This is a genomic window from Paenalicyclobacillus cellulosilyticus (genome assembly GCF_014647315.1).
Lineage (GTDB): Bacteria > Bacillota > Bacilli > Alicyclobacillales > Alicyclobacillaceae > Alicyclobacillus_J > Alicyclobacillus_J cellulosilyticus.
This window is the reverse complement of sequence record NZ_BMOY01000003.1, coordinates 77,022-92,598: the sequence shown is the minus strand read 5'-3', so window position 1 is coordinate 92,598 and position 15,577 is coordinate 77,022. Positions and strand designations below refer to the sequence as shown.

The window sequence follows — 15,577 nt, the reverse complement described above, 5'->3', positions numbered from 1 at the left end:
CCTGCTTTTGTCGTAACCCTGTCCGTGACCACCGCAAACCCGCGTTCCCGTCAAATCGTGGGAACGCGCAACTGGGCCTGCACGATTCTGACCAACTCGGCGATGAAACGGCCAATCACCGGGAGATTGAGGATCTCCAACCACTGCAGGAGCATGATGACGAGCGCCGCCACGATGGTGAATCCGATGCCGATGCCGAAGCCGCGGAACAAACCGCCGAACCAATTCAGGAACGCCAACCGCCAAGGACGCTGCAACAAGTCCGCGTAAGCCGCGAAATTGGCCCGTTCCAAATAGGCGGCCAGCCGTTGTGCCTCGGCGGCTGTCCATTCGTGCACCGTCCGCTTTCCTTCCGCCACGCGCTGCCCCTCCCGTGTCGCCCCGGCTCTCCGTTAGGATGCAGGCCGCCGCGGCGGCTTATGCACAAGGGTCAGACGTGGTTCAGATATCACACGGGGTTCCGTCTCCGAACGGTTCAAACCTCATCCCCATGCTGCTCGCCATCGATGCGCGGTTGCGTCCGGTGCGTTTCGATACGTACAGCGCCCTGTCGGCGAGATGGATCAACTCCTGCACCGTGCGGCCATCGTCCGGGTAGACCGCTGTGCCGACGCTCAGCGACAGTGCGAGCACCCGCCCGTCGGGGAGGCGGAACGGGTGCTGTGCCACCGTCTCCGTCAGCCGTTCCGCGAACACTTTGGCCGCAGCCATGCTGCACCCGGGCAAAAACAAGACGAACTCGTCGCCGCCGATGCGTCCCACGATATCGCTCGCCCGGCATTGGCTCTTGAGGATGATCGCCACCTGCACCAAGACGGCATCCCCGGCCGGATGACCGTACGTGTCGTTCACCTGTTTGAAATGGTCGAGATCGCACAATACCGTCGCCGCCGGCCGGTTCTCGCGCTCGAGATAGGCGAGCCACTGCTCGACCTGTTCGTAAAAGTACTTGACGCGATGGACACCCGTCAGGTCATCGAGGTGCGCACGCACGTTCAACTTTTCAATCAATTGCGCCCGCTCCAACGCCACCACCGCTTGCCGACCGAGGTCGACCAGCACAGACAACGCTCCGGGCGGCGCCGGCTCCTGGGAATACAGGTTGTCGACCCACAGCGCCGCGATCCGGCGGGAGCCCGCGAGCAACGGCACCCACATGCCTCCGGGAACCTCCTCCACCGCCACCGGTTCCCACGAGTCGACCGGCGGGGCGGGCAGGCGGGCAAACCGTTCAGCCTGCCGGCCGGTGCGCGCATACACGGCGTCGCGCACCAAAATCCCGTTTTCCTCAAAGAGGAACAGGACGGCCCGGTCGAACCCGAGCAAGCGGACGGCCATCTCCACCACCGCCGACACAATCTCCTGCTCGCTCGTCGCTTCCGCCAACCGGTGCGACAACTTGGTCAAGGATTCAAGCAAGTGCCGTCTCCCTTTTTCGAGCGCCATCGCCAAATAATGGCGCAAGCCGATGGCCAGCGCTTCGCCCAAGCATGTCATCCCTTCATCCGGGAGAAACAGCGGTTCCGCCTCGGTCGCCAACACGAGCATGCCGAACACTTCACCCGCATGGCTGCAGGGAACCCACGTCTCATATTGCCGGCCGCGGTAGACCCGCCAAGGCCTTGTACCTTGCCGCAACGTTTCAGGCAACTGGGAGAGACGCATCACTTCGTCGCCGACAATCACTTGCCCGTCTTCGACCAGGACGACTTCGCGCAGTTCACCCTCATGAGTGCGAACGTACAGGCTGAACCGCCGCACCGGACCATGGCGGGACAACGACGCCCACAGATGGGTGGCCAAGCGGAACAGCGTGCCCTCGCTCGGCGAACGGTCGAACAAGATGTGCGCTGCTGCGAATCCATCTTGCCAAAAGGCAGTCCACGCTTGTTGTGTCATCACCCAGTCGCCCCTGTTGCTTCAAGTTCCCACGCGAGGTCAAACCAACGGCTCAATTGCTCATCCATCACCTCGAGCATGCGCCCCGCCATCGCGAGGTCAGGGGTCTGGCGAAGATACCAGAACAGGTCGCTCATCCCGCGCGCCAACGAGTATTCAATGGTTCGCCACAGCGGATGCACCGGATAATGGCGGGCCGATTGCACCGCGGATAACAAGAGCTGCACCTCGTCGTGGTGCGCGTATTCATCCCAAAACGGGCCGGCGTACGGCAGGACGGCGTAGCTGGACCGCGCCCGCTCTGCGGCCACATCCGGTCGCAGCAGGTAGGCGAGCATCTCCCATGCGACGTCCTTGTTCGGAGAGGTTGCTGCCACCGCGATGGCGGAGCCGCCTCCGTACGGCCACGCGCCTTTGGGTCCCAATGGCTGCGGCAAGACCGTCACCGGCCAGCGCCCGCCGTAATGAGGTACCCCGGCCACGATGCCGTGGATGACCTCCCACCAACCGCCCGTCAGAAACGCGTACCGGCCATCGCTGAAAAACTCGGTCTGCAGCGTCTGCAGTCCGCGCGCGTAAGGCTCCTCCTCTTCCGCATCCATGCGCATCAACCACCAGAGAAATGCCAGCCCCTCCTGCAAATCCGCATGACTGAGCAGGCGCAGCGGCCGTTGCCGGAAATCCGGGAAATCCCATCCGCCGCCCCACAGCCACGGCATGATCCGGTGCAGTGAACCGAGCTCCGGGCTCACCGGTACCGCAAACGGGCGCATCCGACCACGATCGACGGTCGGGAAACGATGCGGTCGTTCTGCAATCCGTGTGCAGATCTCGGCGAGTTCCTCCCAGGTGAGCCGGGTGCCCGGCGGCACGCCGAACGCGGTCAAGACGTCCGCACGAGCGTAAAAACATGTGCAGTCCAGCGTCCACGGCACGCCGAACCGGGTGCCCCGCACCGTGAGCACGTCCTCCATCCATGGTGCAACCAAGGGGGCGGTCGTCAATGCGGCAGGTACTTCTGCGAGGACCCCCAGATGGGCCAACATCCCGATCCAGGTCGTCCCCACTTCGAACACATCGGGAGGATGGCCTTCTTTCCATGCGCGCAGCAATTCCTGAAACCCGTTGGTCCACGACAAGGCCCGCCACTCCACGCGCACCGAAGGGTGGCGGTCCAAAAACGGCTGCAACAGCCCGTTCAAGCGGCTGATGAGCTGCAGACGGTCGTAGGACGCAATGATCCAAACCCGCAACATGTCGGTTTCCAATGGTTGTCCCCTGTCCTTTTTCGGATGGAACCAAACGGATGGAGCCAAAACAAAAACGAGACACTCACCCGAGCGGGCCCGTGCCTCGTCGCTGTCTCATCTCTTGTTGCTCCCTCACCCGCTCCGCCCGGACAACAGCGGGCACTCCGCACACCCGGGCAGTTGCGTCGCCTTGTCACAGGCCTTGATCACAGATTGCTCTCCACAGACGTCAAGTCTTTCGTCTCGCGGTCAAACCATTCCCAATCTGCCGAGTCGAGCATTTCGAGCTGAGCCTGCAGCAGCGACCGAAAACGAGCGCGAAAGATGGCGGCATTGCGTTGGACATCCTCGATTTCTTGGGCAATTTTCCGCGAACGGTTCAGCGCCTCCGCGACAATCCGGTCCGCGTTCTTCTCCGCCTCTTTGATGATGAGTTGCGCCTCTTTGCGGGCGTTGGCCTTGACCTCTTCCGCCGTCTCCTGCGCGACCAGGATGGCTTTGCTCAAACTCTCTTCGAGGTTCTCGAAGTGGCGCAAGCGTTCGTTGAGCGCCTCAATCTGTGCCTCAAGCTCCTTGTTTTGCCGAATCAGCGCCTCGTAGTCCTGGATGACGCGCTCCAGGAAATCATCCACCTCGTCTTCATCGTAACCGCGAAATGCACGGCTAAATTCCTTATTATGAATGTCCAACGGGGACAGCGGCACCCCAGGCACCTCCTCTGGCCGAACCAACACGACGGGAATGAAAGGACGGACTTTGCCGCACGCCGTTTTGGTCGCCGGCCGCTCACAGCCGTGCGTATTGGATACGGTATAGACATGTTCGACGCGAATCGCCAAAATTCCTTCATCGCGATCGCGATTTCAATACGCCGACCTCGATCACCATGCGGTCCCGCCGCGACACGCCCTTGACGTCCCGGACCCATACCCGGCCGAAGCCGCGGAGCGAGAGAAGGTCCCCCGGCCCGACTTCTTCATCCGGGTGGCTGCACGGCGCGAAGTTGAGCGACACCTTCCCGCCGGCGACGGCTTCTTGGGCCCGTGCGCGCGACAGGCGGCACGCCTGTGCGAGCACCGCGTCCACGCGCAAGCTGGACACGGTGATGACCTGGGTTTCATAAGCCGGCAGGGGCCACGCGACCGAACCGGTGACCACATCCACACGCACCGGATCCCGTCCCACCTGCCGCCAGTTCTGCAGCAAATAACTTTCCATTTCTTTACACACCGCCACCAGCACCTTGTCGTCCGTGACGGCAATGTCCCCAATCAACCGCCGTTCAATCCCGGTGCCGAGAATGCTGCCCAACACGTGGCCGTGTTCCGGTGCAAACCCCGGGGTCATTCCGACAGCGGCCAACACCGCGATGCGAAAGTCTTCTCGTGCCAAAGGCCAATCTTCCGGCAGCACCAATGCCCGCCGGCGCTCCGCCGCGTCGTACCCGCCGTCGGTGCGGACCACCATCCCTTCCCGGCGCGCAATCGCCTCCAGCAGATACACCTCGCGCGGAGACAAAAAATCGGTCAACTGCCAGCGGCCGCGGGTAAGCACACGCTCGACCCACTCCGTTGCCCGCTGTACAAACGGCCGTTCCGCCGGTCGCACCCACCCTGTGCGCGAACTCGTCATGAAGTCACGCGAGGCTCCTCACCACCGCATCCAGGATGGTCAACACACCCTGTTCGACGAAAAAGTAGACGATCACCGCCACGATGAACGAGACATCCAAACCGACGCCCCCAAACTGCAGCGGAGGAATAAATTTGAACAAGCGCAGGTACGGACCGGTCAGGCGATCGAGCCATTGGCCGACCTTGGTGTCCGCGATGTCCGGCAACCACGACACGAGCGCCGTCGCGATGAGCAGGTATCCATATACAGTCAATCCGGTTTGTACCACGGCAAACAAGACGGTGTACAGGTCCATGTGTGTCATCTCACCCTACGAGCCGGCGCCCTATCCGTACCATCGTCGCGCCTTCCGCCACAGCGGCGGGAAAATCGTCCGACATCCCCATCGACAACTCGGAAAAAGCGGGATCGCCCAGTTGCTGCCTCACCTCGTCCCGCAATTGCCGCAACGCGGCGAACACCGGCCGCACCGACTCCGGGTCGTCGGTCACCGGCGCCATGGTCATGAGGCCGCGCAAGCGGATGCCCTCCAGGCGGACCAACGCCTGCGCCGCGGCGCTGACCTCTTCCGGAGGCAACCCCGCCTTGGTCGCCTCACCCGAGACGTTCACCTGGAGAAGACAATTCACCTCGCGGCCGGCCGCGGCTGCCTGCGCGGCGACGAATGTTCCCAGTTCCACGCTGTCTATGGAATGAATCCAGGCAAAATGGCGGACCACCGCTTTCACCTTGTTCTTTTGCAGACGGCCGATGAAATGCCAGGTCGCCGCGCCGGCTTCCGGCCGCATCAGCTTCTCTCGCGCCTGCTGCCAGCGGTTTTCTCCCAATTCACGCAGTCCCGCGGCCAACAGGTCACCCAACCGTTCCGGACCCACATACTTGGTGACGGCGATGACCCGCACCTCTTGCGGTGCGCGCCCAGCTCGCCGGCACGCCGCCGCGATGGCATCCTCTACCTCGGCGAGGCGCTTCCGGTAGGTTGTCGCCCAATCCACGGCTTCTTTCTCCATGGTCTCCACCTGCAGCCCCTGCCTTCCCACTCCCTGTCTGCCTACACGCCGTGCGCATGGCATGAACGCGGCATGTGGTTGTCGAACCGCGTCACGAACCAAGTTGAAATTCCATCTCGAGCGTGCAAATTCCTGCTGCCCGCAGGTATGGTTCTTGACCTTCAAGAATCAAAACAGACAGACGGCGGCCAACTGGCGGCCTGTCCGTCCCCCTTCCGCACGGTGGGAAAACAGGACGTCCACCCGGCATGATGTGCAGACCCCGCTGTCCCGGACCTGCTCCCCGGGGACGCCGGCGCGCGTCAAATCGGCACGAATGCATTGCGCCAAGCCGACCAGAAACCGGTCCGCCCGGCCACGGCGCCGCATCACGAACCGCTCGCCAAACGCCGCCGCCACCTGAGAAGCCACCGCCCGGTCCACCTCATAGCAGCAGCGGCGGATGGACGGGCCAAGCCACGCTTCCACATCCGTGGTTGCGGTGCCAAACACCTCGCGCATCCGCGCCAGCGTCTTCACCACGATATGCCCCACCGTGCCGCGCCATCCAGAATGCACCGCCGCCACCACACGGTTTCGCCGGTCATAGAGGAGCACCGGCACACAATCTGCGGCCATAACCGCGATGACCACCCCGGGTTCACCCGTGATGAGGGCATCGGCCCCCGGGATGGGCGGCACGTGTCCGTCGCTGCCCGCCCCGCAGTCCGCCCGGCCGACGACGGCGACCTGCGTCCCGTGCACCTGTTCGGCAAACACCCAGTGCGTGAGCGGGACGCCGAGCGCTTGCGCGCACCGGTTCCGGTTGGCCACGACGTGCTCCGTCCGGTCTCCGACATGAAGACCCACGTTGAGCGAAGCATAGGGAAACCGGCTCATCCCGTGCACACGAAACGAGAACAAACCGCGCGCTCCGTCGTCCGACCAACGCGGTTGCCACCAGATGGGGCTGTCCACCCCGCCTGACCACGTGGTGAGCATTCGCTTCTCACACCCGTTCAGTATCCGCCCGTCCCCGGTTTGCCCGGCTTGCCGGCGGGCAAGTAGTAGCTTGCGTCGCGGTTGGGCCGAAGGTCGACGAGGATGACATCGGATCCGATTTTCACAATCCGGTTCCAGGGAACGACGACCTCCGGTCCACCGCCGACCATGCCAAAAAAACGGCCTTGGCCAGGTACCACGATGGCATGGATAAGCCCGTTTTCGATATCGATCTCCAAGTCGCCGATGGTCCCCAGCCGCTTGCCGTCGCTGATGTTCACCACGTCTTTTGATTGTAGATCAGAAATCCGCGTCATGTGGAGGCCCCTGCCTTCCTGCCACCCTGCAGCACGTGTACCTTGTTCCATCTTATGACGAGACACGAGCCGGCCATGCCATATTCGCGGCAGCTGCGGAACTTGCCCGAGGAAGGCGGCAGCACTCCAAGATCGATGCCCGCGTGCCCTAGGATTGGATGTGTTTCTGCATGCGCTGTATGGCTGCTTTTTCCAGGCGAGACACCTGAGCCTGCGAGATCCCGATCTCTTCCGCCACCTCCATCTGGGTCTTTCCTTCGTAAAAGCGCATGGACAGGATTTTCTTTTCGCGATCCGACAACCGGCGCATCGCCTCACGGATGGCAATGCCCTCTACCCAATGGGCATCCAGGTTTTTCTCGTCGTGGATCTGGTCCATGACATAAATCGGATCGCCGCCGTCATGATAGATGGGTTCAAACAACGAAACAGGGTCTTGGATGGCATCCAACGCAAACACGACTTCCTCTTTGGGCACGTCCATGTAGTTCGAGATCTCTTGGATGGTCGGTTCCCGGAGATTCTGATTGGTGAGCTGATCCCTGACCTGGAGCGCCTTGTAGGCGATGTCGCGCAGGGAGCGGCTGACGCGGACCGGGTTGTTGTCGCGGAGGTAACGGCGGATTTCCCCGACAATCATCGGGACCGCGTACGTGGAAAAGCGTACATTCTGAGACAGGTCGAAGTTATCGATGGCCTTCATGAGTCCGATGCATCCCACTTGAAACAAGTCATCCACGTTTTCGCCGCGGTTGTTGAAGCGCTGGATGACCGACAACACCAGCCGCAGGTTGCCATTCACCAACTTCTCGCGCGCCCGCCGGTCACCCTGTTGCAACTGGGCGAACAACTCCCGCATCTCGGCGTTGGTCAGAACCGGCAACTGCGAGGTGTTGACGCCGCAGATCTCGACCTTGTTGCGTTTCATGGCGCGCCCCCCTAGGTGACTGGACCAAGATGTGTTGCGGTGAGGCAACCGGACAGCAAGCCTCCGACCGATCTGCCAACTGTAGTATGTCCGCCCGCGATCCGGCGTTATGCACCGAGGCCGGCCCCTTCCCGACGAGAAAGGACCGGCCCCACGCGGCAAAACGACACGGCTTGATTCGGCGGCCAACCATGTGAACTTCGGCAACCCATGCTTCGGCAACCCGTTCCCCGTATGCCATCCCGTCACATCATGCGGTTGAATTCCTTGCGCAGCCGTTTGATGATCCGTTTTTCCAAACGTGAGATGTAAGACTGGGAAATGCCCAGGCGGTCGGCGACATCCTTCTGGGTCATCTCCTGGCCTGTGCGCAACCCGAAGCGCAGTTCCATGATGGTTCGTTCGCGTTCGGACAGTTTATCCAGGGCGTCGTACAACAAGGCGCGATCGACTTCTTCTTCCAGATTACGGTATATGGTATCCGGATCTGTGCCCATCACGTCGGAGAGCAAGAGCTCGTTGCCGTCCCAATCCACGTTGAGCGGTTCATCGAACGACACCTCGGCCCGCACCTTGTTGTTGCGGCGAAGAAACATCAGAATCTCATTTTCGATGCAACGCGACGCGTACGTCGCGAGCTTGATTTTTTTCGACGGATCAAACGTATTGACCGCCTTGATCAAGCCAATCGTCCCAATGGAAACCAAGTCCTCGATGTGCACCCCCGTGTTCTCGAACTTGCGGGCGATGTACACAACCAGGCGCAGATTCCGTTCAATGAGCATGGTCCGGACCGCTTCATCGCCTTCCGGCAGGCGGCTGAGGAGATACTCCTCCTCCTCCCGGGTCAGGGGCGGCGGCAGCGCTTCTCCCCCGCCGACGTAGTAAACCTCTTCGCTGCCGCCCGCGAGCTTCCGCCGCAGACGAATCCACATCAGTTGCCAGCGCAGGCGCCACATCATCCTCGTGTTGCTCCACGGCATCTTCAATCCCGTCATCTCCCATGATGAGATCGGTATGCAGAATCGCTTGAAAGTGGCGGTCGAGCGACAGGCCGTTCGGATGGAGCGCGAGCAGGCACGGTCCGGCGCGAACCGAGCGCCCTTCGCAGGTGATGCGGACCTCGTCCGGCCGTACCGCCACCGTCACCTGTTGCGTCCCGCCCGCCCCTCGGTACGGCACGACAGCAAGGCGGCGACGCCACGCTGCATCGTCCACGCGGCTGAGCGCCTCCAGCCATCGCTCCGTCTCCGCGGCGGCCAGCGCGGGCGGCAAGACAGGCGCGAGCGCTTCCGCCTCCACCAGACAGACCGGCCGGCGTGAGATGGGATCGTAAAGCCGGTTGCCTGTATCCAGCAGTCCGGTGAACACCACCTCCTTGCCGGCGACCACCACGTGCACGGTGCACGCTGTCGCTTGCAACCATGCCCGCATCCGCAAGTGGCGCACCAAGAGTCGAATCCCCGCCCAAGCGACAGGACACGCCACGATGAGGCTGAGGCTGCCGAGGCTGGTCAAAAAAGCCAGGCGGTTGGCTGCAACCACCGTGCCTTGGGCCACGGAGACCGCCGGGAGCGCAAAGTGGATGGCGATGGCGGCCCCGGCGCAGAGGAAACTGACCATGTAGAACACAGCTGCATTCCGGGCCAGATCCAGGCTGCGGCGCCAAGGCAGAGCAATGGCCACCATCAGCAGGGATGCGGCAGCCTTGCCAGGCCATGTGGTGAGCAGAGAGAGGGTGGGGAAAAAGACGGAGAGCGCATAGACGGAACCTGCCAGTGCCCCGAGCAACACCCGCCACGGCCGCACAGTCCGCCGCAGGATCCAACCCGTCACCGCCAGCAGCACGGCGTCCATCGCGAAGTTGACGAGCCAGACGACGTCGATGTAGACGACCGGCACGGCACCACCCCGGACGGTTTTGCTCACAGTATACTGAATATCTATTACAAAGCTTGTCGGAACTTGACGGTCAGGCGGGGCAAGTTTTGTGAAAAAGAAAAAAGCGTGCGCCACCTGGCACACGCGTGGGTGCAGTGAGGTCACACACCGGGAAGACACACAAACCAGGACGGGCCCGCATCACCTGGCGACGCGGGCAAGCCGTTTTCCCGTCCGCCATCCGCAAAGTGTCAGCGATCCCGGCCGAAGCGCCCTCCCTTGCGTAAGAAGGCGGGCACTTCCCAGTTGCTGGTGTTTGCACTCAGCGGCACATCTTCCAGCACGGCCGAGCGCCGCGGCGGCTGGGACGACTGCGGCCGGTTTTCGAAGCCCGTGGCGATGACCGTCACGACGATTTCATCGCCGAGGTCCGGGTCGATGTGTGCGCCGAAGATCATGTTGACATCCGGGTCGGCCGCGGTGGATACGTGGTCCGCCGCTTCGTTGACCTCCCACAAACTCAGGCTCGGACCGCCGGCGATATGCATCAACACGCCGCGCGCACCGTCGATGGACGTCTCCAGCAACGGGCTCGAGATGGCCTTTTTCGCCGCTTCCGTCGCCCGGTTTTCTCCACTTGCCACGCCGATGCCCATCAACGCCGATCCGCGCTCCACCATGATGGCCTTGACGTCCGCAAAGTCGACGTTGATGAGCCCGGGGACCGCAATCAGGTCCGAGATCCCGGCGACCCCTTGCCGCAACACGTTGTCTGCCTCACGGAACGCGTCGAGCATCGGGGTGTTGCGGTCCACAATCTCCAACAGGCGGTCGTTCGGGATGACGATGAGCGTGTCCACTTTCTCCTTCAAATTGGCGATACCCATTTCCGCCTGTTGCATGCGGCGCTTCTGCTCAAACCGGAAGGGCTTCGTCACCACGCCGACCGTCAATGCGCCCAACTCCTTGGCGATCTCGGCGATGATGGGCGCAGCCCCCGTGCCGGTTCCGCCGCCCATCCCCGCCGTCACAAACACCATATCGGCGCCTTGCAGGACGTGTGTCAGAATTTCCCGCGATTCCTCCGCGGCTTTTTTCCCTATCTCCGGGTTGGCGCCGGCACCGAGACCTCGCGTCAGCTTTTCTCCAATCTGGACACGCGTCTGCGCCTTGGACATCTGCAGGGCCTGGGCGTCGGTGTTGACCACGATGAACTCCACGCCCTGGACCCCCGATTCAATCATCCGGTTCACGGCGTTGCACCCGCCGCCGCCCACACCGATCACTTTGATTTTGGCCAGCGGCTCCACGTCCAACTCAAAATCCAACATCGCTGTTCCTCCCACATCTCCGGTCGTTGTCGCGGCGAGTCGGCCGAAACCGCCGCAGAGCGGCCGCCCTGCGCGAAATCGCGCGCGCACGCCGTCAGATGAAATCGCGCAGCCAATCCTTGAAACGAACGAACAAGCCGCCGCCGGTCTTGACCGGTCGCCCGTACGACGCTGCTTCCGACGAAGCATTGCGGAACTGCGAACGCACCGCATACGCAATCATACCCACACCGTTCACGAAAGACGGATCCCGGACGCCGAGGAATTCAGGGATGGCGACCCTGACCGGCGCATTCAACTCTTGTGCCGCCACCTCGCTGGCACCCTGCATCGACATCACTCCGCCGTGCAAGACGTACCCGGATGGCAGGTCGGGGGAGTACCCCATTTTCTCTATCTCTTTCCGCACCAAGGAGAAGATCTCCTGCATGCGCGGTTCAATGATGGTCGCCAAATCGTATTGCGAGTATTCCATCTCCTGGTTGCTTCCGATGCGCGGCACCTTGAACCGCTCATGTTCGGACGCCAGTTCCACCGATGCGCAACCGTGGCGCAACTTGATCTGTTCCGCCACCGACGTCTGGGTGCGGAGGCCGATGGCGATGTCGTTCGTGACATAGTCACCGCCCATCGGGATGATGCTCGTCCCGACCAAAACCCCGTTGTCGAACACCGACACCGAGGTCGCGCCCGCACCGACGTCCACCAGCGCCACGCCGAGTTTGCGCTCGTCGTTCGACAACGCAATCTGGCTTGCGGCCAAGGGCAACAACACCAGGTTCGCCACCTCGATGCCGGCCTTTTCCACGCACCGGACGACGTTGTGGACAGCGGTCCGGCTGCCGGTGATGAGATAGGCTTCCACTTCCAGGCGCACGCCGAGCATGCCGCGGGGGTCGACGATGCCCCGCAAGCCGTCGACGATGAACTCCCGAGCCACCACGTCGATGATCTCGCGCTCCGGCGGCAGCGCCACCACCCGCGCTTGCTGCAGGACGCGATCGACATCCTCCTCGCTGATCTCCCGGTCTGGCGATGAAACCGCCACGACCCCGTGGCTGTTCTGCAACTGGATATGATTCCCGGATATCCCGACGTACGCGGACGTGATGTGAATGCCGACCATCCGCTCCGCGTGGTCCACCGCTTGGCGGATGGACTCGACCGTCAAGTCTATATCAACGATGGATCCGTGCCGGATGCCTTCGCCATCCGCCGATCCCACGCCGATGACGTTGATGCTGTTGCCAGCCGGCTCGCCGATGATGGCGCGTACCTTCGACGTCCCGATGTCCAGGCTGACAATGTAATCTCCCTTGGCCAAGCGTTGGGCACCTCCTTGCGTGCGCCTGTTCCCTGTTCAGCCGATCTATTTCCACAAGCGCGCCGCCGATCCTCTTCTGCGCTGAAACTTTTTTCGGGAAATACTCGTCCGCCGGCGCGCCCCTCCCCCAGACGAGACGCTCAGCCCATGGGTTTCCCGCTCCGTTCCTTCCAGCGGCGAAACGCGATCCGGCGGATGACCGCCAAGTTTTGAAACAAGCGGACGCCGAACGCGACCACGGCCGCGAGGTACAGGTCGACGCCCAGTTGCTCGCCGAGGAACGCCAACAGGGCGGCCAACAGCGTATTGACAATAAACCCGGAGAGAAACACCGTGCTGTCGAACGACTTCTCCAGCGTCGCCCGGATCCCCCCGAACACCGTGTCGAGCGCGGCCAAGATGGCGATGGAGAGATAACTCGAATACGCCACCGGGATGCTCACATTGGCGACAAGGCCGATGGCCGCACCGAGGATCAAACCGAGCACAGGCAGCCAAATCACGACGCTCCCCCCTGTCATTCCCGCACATCCCGTGCCGCGGCCTTGTCTTCCCGGTCATCACGGGTTGGCCGCGACCTCCTTCGCCCACGTTCCGGGCAGGGGCCCGTTGTACCCCGGCACCGTCACGCCGTGCGCTCCGGGGTGAGAAGTGATGAGGCAATCCTCCTGCATCAAATTGAGCAGCGGCACCACATTATCGACGGTCAGGACCGCCCGCATCTGCTCGATGTCACCCACGGCTTTGATCACGTACGGCATCGCGACGGGATATCCGTTCACTTGCAGCGTGGTACCGCCGCCAAGGCCGGTCACCAGCCGAATGGACGATGTCGTGACCAAGCGCTGGTCGTTGATGCTGATGGCCTTCGCCCCGTTGGAGAACAGGTCGTTGACAATCTGGGAGATCTCCTGGTCGGCCACCTTGCTGAACTGGCCGGCGAACTGTGGGTCGAACGGCAACTTGGGGTCATCCTGGATGCGGATCACGATGCCCGGCCCTGTCACCGGCGTCAAACCCGCCTCCGCCGCCACGGTCGCCGCGTCGCGCATCAGCGCCGCGCGCATCGCCTGCTGGTTTCCTTCCGACGCTTTGAACTGTGCGAGTTGTGCATTGAGCTTCGCGATGTCCTGCAGCAACGTCCGGTGCTCCGCGAGTTGTTCTTCCACCTGGGTCCTCAGGTCGATATAACTGGAGATGGTGGTGGCCGACGGCGGGCGCGAGGTCAGCTGCAGGGTGAGCATAAAACCCAAGAGGCTGCTGATTCCGGTCAATGACCACATGAACGTCCGGCGCTGCATCCCCGCTCACCTCAGTCCGCACCCACTGCGCCCGCGGTGGCGTTGCCCGTGAACGCAGGCATCTTGATGTCATCTTCCATCGTCGGCGCCGACACGTTGACGCCGCGCGCCCGCAGTGCGTCGAGGATGCCGCCTTGGATTTCGAGCGCCGACTTGAGGGTGTGCGGATCGCCGATGGCCTCGATGGTAAACGGCGCACCGATGCGATGCCCGTTGATCCGCACCACCGGGCCGGTGCAGAAGATCCCGGACGTGGCCACGACCCGGTAACCGTTGATGGACACCGCCTCCGCCCCGGCTGTGAACAGTTCATTGATGACGCTGCGCACGTCCCAGTCATGCGTCAAGACCTGTTCCGTGTCGGAGTTGACGGCAATCCCGTCCATCAGGACCACGCTTACGCCCGGCCCTTCCACCGGCGTCAATCCCGCGAGGATGCGTTCTTGCTGCAAGCGTTGTTGCAATCGCGCCAGCTGGCTGTTGGACCCCGCCATCTCTTTCTCATACGCGGCAAGTTGCGCGGTGAGACGGGCGAGCTGCTGTTCTGCGCGCGCGTTGGCTTCCTTCAGGGCGGCCAGTTCGTTCTGCAGGCGTTTCTCCTCCGTCCCGTACGCATGAACCGAAATGGCATCCAAGCGCCCCGTCTGTGTCTGGCGATACTGGAGGGCCATCATGAAACCGAGGACCAACGACGCCAAGGTGAGCGACACAGCCCACTGTGCTCGTCCTGTCATCCCCCTCCAACCCCCCCTGTGCCGGATGGGCGAAACGGCGTATAGCGATACGGCGGTTGCCCCGTCAAGTCGACCACCCCGGGCCGGTAACCATGCTGGGCGAAGTACGAGACGGCCGCAAGCAGCGTGGAGAACCTTGCCGCCAGCTGACGTGCAGCCACCTGGCCGGCGAACCCGTCGATCAAGTAAATCGTGGCGACGCCGAACCTGTCGATATCGATCTCCGACACCCGGGATACGTCCGCTTCATGCAGGCGCGCCAACTGGCGGCAGACCGACACCGCGTCCCCGTCGCCCAGCGTTCTCCCGGGGGTGACGGACGCAAGTCCGGCCACGGTGAGCACCGGCCAACGGAACCCGTCCTCCGGCGTGATCTCGTCGTAGACCGTGCCATCGTTCAAAACCCGGAAGTAACGTCCGCCCTGCCGCGCGATGGCGACCACGTGCTTCTCCTCGACACGCAGATCGACCTCCCCCCGCAGCGGACGGACCGTCACCTGCACGCGCTCGACCAAAGGCAGCGCCGCCGCGATCTGTGCGGACACGGCCGAACCGTTGACTTGCCACAAGCTCATGCCGGGCCGCAGGCCGGAAGCGCGCACCACCCGGTCTGCCGGAACATCGCGGTTGCCGCTCACCACCAGGTGGCGGATGCGTGTCAACGGGGATTCCAAGAACACCACCAAGGCGATGAACAGGAAAAAGCTGATGACCAGGCGGCGTTGGCGTCGCCGCCTGCGGTGGCGGTCCTCGTCAGGCCGGCGGAGCTGCGGATATGCCACCCAACGTCCCTCCAAGATGATGTACCTACAGCGAACGGGCGGTGCGAGGACCCCCACCACCCGTCCGGCGGACACGCGAGGTCTGTTGCGGCTTCATTATATCATTCCGCGCCTGGTGCTTGCATGAATGGACAGGCCCCCCTTGGCATGCATCGATTTCCTCGTGCTGCGCATGCTATCCAGGCGGAAGCCATCCCATGTACG

General features: G+C 62.7%; 17 protein-coding genes and 1 pseudogene. All 18 read right to left on the bottom strand.

Annotated elements, in window-relative coordinates; all coding sequences use genetic code 11:
• Positions 1 to 50 precede the first annotated feature (50 nt).
• Complete coding sequence (locus tag IEX97_RS01875; protein ID WP_188880808.1) at positions 51 to 359, bottom strand: DUF5665 domain-containing protein; 309 nt, start codon at positions 357 to 359, stop codon at positions 51 to 53.
• An 82-nt stretch (positions 360 to 441) separates the two neighbouring features.
• The gene (locus tag IEX97_RS01870; RefSeq protein ID WP_229776240.1) at positions 442 to 1,899 is read right to left on the bottom strand and encodes a GGDEF domain-containing protein; all 1,458 of its coding nucleotides are present in this window, start codon (positions 1,897 to 1,899) and stop codon (positions 442 to 444) included.
• Positions 1,899 to 3,167, bottom strand: coding sequence for an extracellular solute-binding protein (locus IEX97_RS01865; protein ID WP_188880806.1), 1,269 nt, complete (start codon positions 3,165 to 3,167; stop codon positions 1,899 to 1,901). Before IEX97_RS01865 ends, IEX97_RS01870 begins: the two co-directional genes overlap by 1 nt.
• A gap of 188 nt (positions 3,168 to 3,355) precedes the next feature.
• Positions 3,356 to 3,853 carry a DivIVA domain-containing protein gene (locus tag IEX97_RS01860; protein ID WP_188880804.1) on the bottom strand — a complete coding sequence of 166 codons (498 nt, stop codon included), beginning with the start codon at positions 3,851 to 3,853 and terminating at the stop codon, positions 3,356 to 3,358.
• A gap of 142 nt (positions 3,854 to 3,995) precedes the next feature.
• Entirely contained in the window at positions 3,996 to 4,781 is a 786-nt protein-coding gene (locus IEX97_RS01855) for a YlmH family RNA-binding protein (RefSeq protein ID WP_188880803.1), read from the bottom strand.
• Positions 4,782 to 4,785: 4 nt separating this feature from the next.
• Positions 4,786 to 5,079, bottom strand: a complete 294-nt coding sequence (locus IEX97_RS01850; RefSeq protein WP_188880802.1) for a YggT family protein — start codon at positions 5,077 to 5,079, stop codon at positions 4,786 to 4,788.
• Positions 5,080 to 5,089: 10 nt separating this feature from the next.
• On the bottom strand, positions 5,090 to 5,779 hold the full coding sequence (locus tag IEX97_RS01845) for a YggS family pyridoxal phosphate-dependent enzyme (protein ID WP_229776230.1): 690 nt from the start codon (positions 5,777 to 5,779) through the stop codon (positions 5,090 to 5,092).
• Positions 5,780 to 5,962: 183 nt separating this feature from the next.
• Complete coding sequence (gene pgeF, locus IEX97_RS01840) at positions 5,963 to 6,775, bottom strand: peptidoglycan editing factor PgeF (protein ID WP_188880800.1); 813 nt, start codon at positions 6,773 to 6,775, stop codon at positions 5,963 to 5,965.
• A gap of 17 nt (positions 6,776 to 6,792) precedes the next feature.
• On the bottom strand, positions 6,793 to 7,092 hold the full coding sequence (locus IEX97_RS01835) for a YlmC/YmxH family sporulation protein (protein ID WP_188880798.1): 300 nt from the start codon (positions 7,090 to 7,092) through the stop codon (positions 6,793 to 6,795).
• Positions 7,093 to 7,240: 148 nt separating this feature from the next.
• A complete protein-coding gene (gene sigG, locus IEX97_RS01830; protein ID WP_188880796.1) occupies positions 7,241 to 8,020 on the bottom strand; it encodes an RNA polymerase sporulation sigma factor SigG in 780 nt (259 codons plus the stop codon).
• A gap of 245 nt (positions 8,021 to 8,265) precedes the next feature.
• On the bottom strand, positions 8,266 to 8,955 hold the full coding sequence (gene sigE / locus IEX97_RS01825; RefSeq protein ID WP_373289363.1) for an RNA polymerase sporulation sigma factor SigE: 690 nt from the start codon (positions 8,953 to 8,955) through the stop codon (positions 8,266 to 8,268).
• An 82-nt stretch (positions 8,956 to 9,037) separates the two neighbouring features.
• A pseudogene (gene spoIIGA, locus IEX97_RS13475) lies at positions 9,038 to 9,922 on the bottom strand (sigma-E processing peptidase SpoIIGA); the annotation flags it as partial.
• Positions 9,923 to 10,152: 230 nt separating this feature from the next.
• A complete protein-coding gene (gene ftsZ / locus IEX97_RS01820) occupies positions 10,153 to 11,232 on the bottom strand; it encodes a cell division protein FtsZ (RefSeq protein WP_188880794.1) in 1,080 nt (359 codons plus the stop codon).
• Between the two features lie 94 nt (positions 11,233 to 11,326).
• Positions 11,327 to 12,556, bottom strand: a complete 1,230-nt coding sequence (gene ftsA, locus IEX97_RS01815) for a cell division protein FtsA (RefSeq protein ID WP_188880793.1) — start codon at positions 12,554 to 12,556, stop codon at positions 11,327 to 11,329.
• Between the two features lie 140 nt (positions 12,557 to 12,696).
• The gene (locus tag IEX97_RS01810) at positions 12,697 to 13,056 is read right to left on the bottom strand and encodes a small basic family protein (RefSeq protein ID WP_188880837.1); all 360 of its coding nucleotides are present in this window, start codon (positions 13,054 to 13,056) and stop codon (positions 12,697 to 12,699) included.
• A 60-nt stretch (positions 13,057 to 13,116) separates the two neighbouring features.
• Complete coding sequence (locus IEX97_RS01805; RefSeq protein WP_229776228.1) at positions 13,117 to 13,857, bottom strand: DUF881 domain-containing protein; 741 nt, start codon at positions 13,855 to 13,857, stop codon at positions 13,117 to 13,119.
• An 11-nt stretch (positions 13,858 to 13,868) separates the two neighbouring features.
• Entirely contained in the window at positions 13,869 to 14,591 is a 723-nt protein-coding gene (locus tag IEX97_RS01800; protein WP_188880792.1) for a DUF881 domain-containing protein, read from the bottom strand.
• Positions 14,588 to 15,373 (bottom strand): cell division protein FtsQ/DivIB, encoded by a 786-nt coding sequence (locus IEX97_RS01795; protein ID WP_188880791.1) that lies wholly within the window; start codon positions 15,371 to 15,373, stop codon positions 14,588 to 14,590. The genes IEX97_RS01800 and IEX97_RS01795 overlap by 4 nt, the downstream gene beginning before the upstream one ends.
• Positions 15,374 to 15,577: the final 204 nt, after the last annotated feature.